Below are 7,207 nucleotides of genomic sequence, written 5' to 3'. Positions count from 1 at the left end.
CACGCGGCGCAGGCAGGTAAGATTGAAGGGCCTGACGCCGGAGGAGTTCCGGAACCGGGCCCTTGCGGCGTAGTCGCTATTTATTCAGTCCAAGTTTCGGGGCGCAGTTCAACAAGGCCCTTTGTGGTGGTTTTTGTTTAAGCGCCGGCGATGATGAGGGCTGGACGTGCGCTATCGGTGGCCTTGGCGATTGAGGCGGCGACGGCGGCGTCGGGGTCGCTGTCCATCACGATGATGTCGACGTCGGCAAGCTCGGCAAAACGGTACATGCCGCGTCCGTTGACCTTACTGGCGTCCATGAGGGCGACGCTTTGACGGGTGGCACCGACCATAGCCGCTTTGGTCTCGGCCATCTGCGGAAAGTCGGTCGTAAAGCCGCAGCCGGGAACAAAAGCGCCAGGACACATGACGGCAAGGTCGGCGTGGACCATTTGGAGCGCCTGCATGGTAAGTGGGCCGTACAGATAGCGATGACCTTTGCGCAGTGCCCCGCCCAGCATGACGACATCGACCGAGGGCATGCTCTCGTCAATATAATCGGCGATGGTAATGTCGGCCGTGATAACGGTGATGCCGTCGCGCTGATCGAGGAGCCGGACGAATTCGAGCGCCGTGGTGCCCGAGTCGACGAGCAGCGTGTCGCCGTCATTAACGAGCTCGATGGCGCTTTGCGCGATGGCCTGCTTGGCGGCGACGTTGACATTGATGCGGCGATCTTGCGTGGAGACGGTCAGGCGTTTGTGGAGCGATACGGCACCACCATGTGTGCGACGCAGCTTGCCTGCTTCGGCGAGCGCGTCCAGGTCGGCGCGGGCGGTGACGGAGGACACGCCAAAGGTCTGGGCGATTTCTGCTACCTGCACCGAGGCGTTATGCTCGAGTATTTCCATAATGGCGGTACGGCGCTCGTCAGCAAAAGCACGGTTGGTAGCTTGGGCCATGTTTGCTCCATTCTCGGCTAAATTTGCAGGAATTGTGTCGACTCTATTTTCGTTCATTTTCTTTTTGAGTAAGAAAACACCTTTCGATTACTTATCTTTTCTATAAAAGAAAGACGCTAAACGCTCAAAATTCAATATCGAACACGCCCACTCGGTTCCGATTCCTTCCGTTTACTTTTCAAAAACGACTGTATTGGCCTGCATGGACTCAATATCTCGCACGTGCAAAGCCGCTGAATTTCATACAATGAGCGCAGTAAAACGCAAGGTAAAACGCCTTGTGAACAACTACGCCCGATTTCCAGATGCGGGCGAGGGAGAGGAGCAAACGCTCATGGCACTTGTTACCACCGAAAAGATGCTCAAGGACGCTCAGGCCGGCCACTACGCCGTCGGCGCGTTCAACGTCGAGAACCTCGAGTTTGTTATGGCCGTTCTGGCCGCTGCCGAGGAGACCAAGTCCCCCGTCATCATGCAGACCACCCCGGGCACCATCAAGACCGCTGGTCTGGACTACTTCTACGGCATGGTGAAGGCCGCTGCCGAGCGCGCTTCCGTGCCCGTCGCTCTGCACCTCGATCACGGCGATGGCTATGACCGCTGCATGCAGGCTTTCCGCACGGGCTACACCTCCGTCATGATCGACGGCTCGCACGAGTCCTTTGAGGACAACATTGCCCTGACCAAGTCCGTCGCCGACGCTGGCCGCGCCATGGGCGTGCCCGTCGAGGCCGAGCTCGGCAAGGTTGGCGGCAAGGAGGACGACGGTCCCGCGGTTGAGGGCGAGAGCCCCTACACCGATCCTGCCGAGGCCAAGGAGTTCGTCGAGCGCACCGGCTGCACCTCGCTGGCCATTGGCGTTGGCACCAGCCACGGCGTGTACACGAGCGATCCGCACATCGAGCAGTCCGTGGTCAAGGCCATCCGCGACGCCGTCGACGTGCCGCTGGTTCTGCACGGCACTTCCGGTGTGCCCGATGAGCAGGTTGCCGAGGCTGTGAAGAACGGCATCTGCAAGGTTAACTACGCTACCGAGCTGCGTCAGGCCTACACCAAGGGCTTCATGGCCTACATGGCCGAGAACCCCGCCTGCTTCGATCCCAAGAAGCCGGCCAAGGAGGGCATGCGTGAGATCACCGAGCTGGTTAAGATCCGCATGACCAACCTCAACTCTGTGGGTAAAGCAGAGTAACAGCAAGGGTACTCTGATCCCACCGGGCCGTCTGGAAACGGAAAAGGGCCTATCTCTCAGAACGTCCTCGGACATGTCGGAAGCCCCGCTGCGCGCTACGCGCTGCGGGGCTTCCTCCGTCCTGCGGAATGTTCTGAGAGATAGGCCCTTTTCCGTTTACGGACGGCCCTGCTCGATCGCCCTTGTGGCGTTGGGGCTGAAGGGGTGGGGCGCGAGGGGCGCTTTGTTGGTGGGGGTTAGTATGCCCGGGCTTGGTTGGGGAATGACTTGTTTAGGGATGCTTGGAGCTTATCGAAGGATATTCGCAAGTTGAGATTCTGATCGGTTGAGCGTTTGGCTTTTGTGGTGGGGGAGTCGAGGAGGCAGTTTCTCTGTGTCGGGGGGAAGGAGAAAAAGTCTGCATGTTTTAGGGATGGCTGCTGTGCTGCGTCATTGGAAGAATGCATGCTTATGCGGCCTCCTCGATGTCCACCAAAAGGTTGCGCACGGGGTGTGCTGCTAGGTCCCGTGCGTTGGCAGTATTATGCCGCGGCTGCTGCAAAGAAGCGCTAAAGAAAGGCTTAATCAGGTTTGATATAACAATGAAACCGCAGGTCAAAGGTATCGAATAACACTCTTGAAAGGTTTTGAGCTTAAGGGCTTTCTAAGGTTTGCGGCTCGGATGTGGCGCGGACGTGCGGAGCGTGTGACTGATCGCTGTTAGCGCTGCGGTGCGGCGGCGCGTACCTGTTCGATGACCTTTTCCATGGTGGCGTCGATGCGGTCTTTCTTTAGTTCACATTCCCAGACGGTGATGGGCGTCCAGCCCATTTGGGTAAGCGCGTCGATGGCGGCTCGGTCGCGCTCGACGTTGCGGCGAAACTTTGCCTCCCAAAACTCAACATTGCGCTTGGGCTGGCTCGGATTGCACTTAGGGCAGCGATGCCAAAAGCAGCCGTTGACGAAAATGGCGATCTTGCGCCCGGGAAAGGCGATGTCGGGCTTGCCGGGTACCTTCCATTCCAGACGGTATCCCGTAAGGCCCGCTGCCCGCAGGCGCTGGCGAACGAGCAGCTCGGGTTTGGTGTTGGCGCGCTTGTTGCCCTTCATGGACTTTTTTATAGCGGCGCGACGGCGCACCAGTTCGCGCTCGTCAGCGGAGAGGTCCGAGGTATCGATGCCGTCGAGCAGACCGGGCTTGGGACGCTTTTTGCTGCGGCGCTTAGGTGCGCGCTTGGGCTTGGTGGCGGGTTTGTCGGCCGTGTTGGGCGTGGCGTCATCGGCGGCGCCGTTAACCTCAAGCCGGTCTTCCTTCAGCTCAATCAGAGCATCGATAAGCCCTTTGTCGGCGGGCATCCATTCCACCGTAGCAAGCGAGGTACGCGGAATCCAGCGGATATCGAGCTGGCGGTCGTGCTTCTGGGGCTCATCGGATTCTTTAGCCAGCGAGCAGTAGTAACACTCCATTGAGAGATGATAATCGGGGTAGTCATACTCAACGGTGTAAAAATCGCGCAGGTTGGTGACTTTTACCCGCAGCTCTTCCATGAGCTCGCGGCGTACGGCGTCCTCGGGCGTCTCGCCGCGCATGAGCTTGCCGCCGGGAAACTCCCAAAGTCCCCGCATGTCGCCATAGCCGCGCTGCACGGCAAGCAGCTCGTCAGATCCTTCCTTGCGAATGATCCCAGCGGCAACATGAACAGTCTTCAACAGGAGTCCTCTCTCAGCATCAACACATGACAAGGCAGCTCATTTGGGTAGTCTTTTTAGGACGGGGCTTTTTTAGCTGCCCTATGTCAAATGCGGCCTCATGCTTCGAAGGCTACGGATAGGGTAGCTAAAAAAGCCCCGTCCCAAAAAGACTACCCCTACCTTACGCAACGGTAAGGCAAGCGTAAGCCATATCGATGGTAGCCGACTCGGCTTCTTGCGACTATAGATGCCGTAGACTAATCGCAAGAAAGGACTCGGTATGCAAACCACGCACATGGCGACCCCGGTACTGGAAGTCGTGCATCTCGAAAAGGTATACGGAGCGCTGGGCAACGTGACCCGCGCGCTCAACGACGTCAGCTTTACCGTCAACCGCGGCGAATTCGTTGGCATCATGGGCGCTTCGGGCTCGGGCAAGTCGACGTTGCTCAACTGCGTGTCGACCATCGATAGTGCCACAAGTGGCACGATCCGCATCAACGGCCAGGACGTGACGCGCATGAAGCAGGCTAAGCTTTCGCAGTTCCGCCGCGAGGAGCTTGGCTTTATCTTCCAGGACTCCAACCTGCTCGATACGCTCACGGCACGCGAGAACATCGCCCTGCCGCTCACCATCGCCCGCACAAACTCGGCAGAGATCTCGACCCGCGTGCAGGATGTGGCAGCGCGCCTGTCCATCAGTCAGGTGCTCGACAAGTATCCCTACCAGATGTCCGGCGGTCAGCAGCAGCGCGTTGCCGCGGCTCGCGCGCTCGTCACCGACCCCACCATGATCATGGCCGACGAGCCCACCGGCGCCCTCGATTCCAAGAGCGCTCGCCTGCTGCTCGAGAGCCTGGAGGCCCTTAACCGCCGCCTGCGCGCCACCGTGCTCATGGTCACGCACGACAGCTTTGCCGCCAGCTACACGAGCCGTGTGCTGTTTATTCGCGACGGCAAGATCTTCACCGAGCTGCGCCGCGGAGACACCGACCGCCGCGAGTTCTTCGACCGCATTATGGAGGTCGTTGCCATGATGGGCGGTGAGGGCTCCGATGCTCTGTAAACTCGCTTGGGGCAACGTCCGCCGCGCCGGCCGCGACTACCTCGTCTACCTTTTGACGCTCACCCTGGGCGTCACGGTCTTCTATGCCTTTAACACCATCTCGATGCAGGTCGACATCGCCGGAATCGATGAAGAGGGCTTGGCGCAGGTTATGGGCAGCATGCTCGGCTACCTGACGTACTTTTTGGCCGGTGTCATGGCCTTTTTGATGGTGTATGCCAATAACTTCATCATGAAACGGCGCAAGAAGGAGTTTGGCCTGTACCAGGTGCTCGGTATGGGGCGCGGGCGCGTCGCCACGATCATGGCGCTCGAGACGGTGATAGTATCGGTTGTGGCCTTTGTCGCCGGCATTGTGCTGGGTGTGGGACTCTCCCAGCTCATGACGTTCTTTACGGCCTCGCTCTTTAAGACACAGATCGCCAATTTCCACTTCTTTTTCTCGGTGCATGCGTTCAACCTGACCCTTGCCTGCATGCTCGTAATGTTTGTGCTCACGCTGCTGCTGAACCTTCGCGCCGTGCGTCGTACCAAACTCATCGAGCTTATGGGTGCCGAGCGTCGCAATGAGAGCATCAAGACACGCAACCCCTGGATCGCGATTGCCATCTTTGCTGTGGGCGTGGTGCTTGTGGGCGTGGCCTATTACCGTCTGCTACGTGATGGGTTCCCGCTAACCGCGACGGACAGCAAGCTGCAAGAGGCCATGAACCAGTTTGGCATTACGACCGCTATGGTTACCGTGGGTACCTTTGCCCTGTTTTGGGGACTCTCGGGCATGCTTATCAAGCTGCTGCAGAGCCTGCGCGGCGTGTATTGGCGCGGCCTCAACATGTTTATCGTGCGCCAGCTTGCGGCCAAGGTCAACACGGTGTGCTTTTCGATGGGCGTCATCGCGATGCTTCTGTTTTTGGCCATCACCTCGGTGACGTGCGGTATGTCGATTGCCAATGTGATGAACGAGAATCTGGAGCGCTATACGCCGGCCGATATGTCGCAGACGTATGTCTATTACACGCCCGATACGCTCGACTACTACAAAGAGTACGTCAATCCGTCTGAAGCCGATCGCATGGTGCTGGCCGATACAACGGTCGATTTGTACTCCGCATGGCACGGCGATCCATGGCACGGCGATCGTAAGGGCAAGTCGGCGGACAACAACGACGAGACCGGCAAGAAGGTCAATATTGCCGATGTCGCCAGTGAGCATGTGCAGATCGATTCGTATCTAAGTTACCCGCTTGCCGGTTCGAGTCCTTCGGTGTCTGCGGGTGAGATGTGCAAGACCATGGGCGAAAAGCTTCCCAAGGCGTTCGGGGGTAGCAAGCCCGATGTGATAGGTCTGTTTGTGACGCCGGCGAGCCAGTACAACAAGCTGCGTCAGATGATGGGCGAGGAGCCGGTGAGCATTGGCCGCGACCAGTACTTGCTTACGTGTGATATGGGCGGTGAGCTGATCGACCTGTACACCAAGTATATGGCCGGCGGCCATGCCCTTACCTTGGGCGGGCATACGCTCAAGCCCGCAACCGATAAGTCGGACGAGGACACGGCGGCCATCGCCAACTCGGCGATGGGCAGTAATCCGGGTACCGTCGTCGTTGCCGACGAGCTGTTGTCCCAACTTAATCTGCAGCCGTATTCCAGTAGCCTGCTCGTTAACTACAAACAGGGGATGGATAAGACCGAGGCAGACGAGAGCATTGAATACACTGTGCTCGACAATCTGCTCGTTGACGGCAAGGAGCCGGGATCGTGGGGAATCTTCATCACACGCTCCGAGATGTACACGCAAGCAGCGCAAATGAACGGTCTTATTAGCTACCTAGCCATCTACATTGGCTTTGTACTGGTCGTTGCGTGCGCGGCGATTCTGTCGATCCAGCAACTCTCCAACGTTGCCGACGGCAGCCGCAGCTATCGTGTGCTGGCACAGATCGGCTGCGACGACCGCCAGATTCGCCATTCGGTGATGGCGCAGCAAGCGGTATTCTTCCTGTTCCCGCTGGCAGTGGGCCTGGCGCACTCCTTTGTGGCACTTAAGGTGATCATCGAGCTGGTGAGTATATTCGGAAATATGAGCATCGGCGGCACCGTGGGCCTCACTTGCGCGATCTTCCTGGCAGCGTACGGTGGCTACTTCCTGGTGACCTACCTCATGAGCACCGGAATGGTGCGAGCTGCCATAGCCACCCGCTACAGCGAGTAACCTTCTAGTCCAGAACCACCACAAAGGGGACAGTGAACTGCGCCCCGAAACTTGGACTGAATAAATAGCGACTACGCCGCAAGGGCCCGGTTCCGGAACTCCTCCGGCGTCAGGCCCTTCAATCT

Annotated in this window: 6 protein-coding genes; 4 read left to right on the top strand and 2 right to left on the bottom strand. The window is 58.5% G+C overall.

What is annotated here, in order from left to right; all coding sequences use genetic code 11:
- Positions 1-73, top strand: a 73-nt coding sequence (locus ACTQXM_RS08800; RefSeq protein WP_441537142.1) for an IS3 family transposase, incomplete at its 5' end; no start/stop codon positions are given.
- Between the two features lie 64 nt (positions 74-137).
- Here ACTQXM_RS08800 and ACTQXM_RS08795 read toward each other — a convergent pair.
- Positions 138-941 (bottom strand): DeoR/GlpR family DNA-binding transcription regulator, encoded by an 804-nt coding sequence (locus ACTQXM_RS08795; protein WP_441537627.1) that lies wholly within the window; start codon positions 939-941, stop codon positions 138-140.
- Positions 942-1,275: 334 nt separating this feature from the next.
- Here ACTQXM_RS08795 and ACTQXM_RS08790 point away from each other — a divergent pair, with 334 nt between their 5' ends.
- Entirely contained in the window at positions 1,276-2,133 is an 858-nt protein-coding gene (locus tag ACTQXM_RS08790; protein ID WP_022095149.1) for a class II fructose-bisphosphate aldolase, read from the top strand.
- A gap of 699 nt (positions 2,134-2,832) precedes the next feature.
- Here ACTQXM_RS08790 and vsr read toward each other — a convergent pair.
- Positions 2,833-3,822 (bottom strand): DNA mismatch endonuclease Vsr, encoded by a 990-nt coding sequence (gene vsr, locus ACTQXM_RS08785; RefSeq protein WP_441537628.1) that lies wholly within the window; start codon positions 3,820-3,822, stop codon positions 2,833-2,835.
- Positions 3,823-4,084: 262 nt separating this feature from the next.
- On the opposite strand from vsr, the gene ACTQXM_RS08780 reads away from it, so the two are divergent.
- Entirely contained in the window at positions 4,085-4,870 is a 786-nt protein-coding gene (locus ACTQXM_RS08780) for an ABC transporter ATP-binding protein (RefSeq protein WP_427719015.1), read from the top strand.
- Positions 4,860-7,082, top strand: a complete 2,223-nt coding sequence (locus tag ACTQXM_RS08775) for an FtsX-like permease family protein (RefSeq protein ID WP_441537629.1) — start codon at positions 4,860-4,862, stop codon at positions 7,080-7,082. Before ACTQXM_RS08780 ends, ACTQXM_RS08775 begins: the two co-directional genes overlap by 11 nt.
- The last annotated feature ends 125 nt before the right edge of the window (positions 7,083-7,207 follow it).

The sequence above is a fragment of the Collinsella sp. LCP19S3_D3 genome, from assembly GCF_052121455.1.
GTDB lineage: Bacteria > Actinomycetota > Coriobacteriia > Coriobacteriales > Coriobacteriaceae > Collinsella.
Note: the sequence above shows the minus strand (reverse complement) of the source record. Positions and strands in the feature narration are given on the sequence as shown.

Coding starts and splice junctions, on each gene's coding strand:
- ACTQXM_RS08775 (WP_441537629.1), top strand. CDS start 4,860: ATGCTCTGTAAACTCGCTTGGGGCAACGTCCGCCGCGCCGGCCGCGAC.
- ACTQXM_RS08790 (WP_022095149.1), top strand. CDS start 1,276: ATGGCACTTGTTACCACCGAAAAGATGCTCAAGGACGCTCAGGCCGGC.
- ACTQXM_RS08780 (WP_427719015.1), top strand. CDS start 4,085: ATGCAAACCACGCACATGGCGACCCCGGTACTGGAAGTCGTGCATCTC.
- ACTQXM_RS08795 (WP_441537627.1), bottom strand. CDS start 941: ATGGCCCAAGCTACCAACCGTGCTTTTGCTGACGAGCGCCGTACCGCC.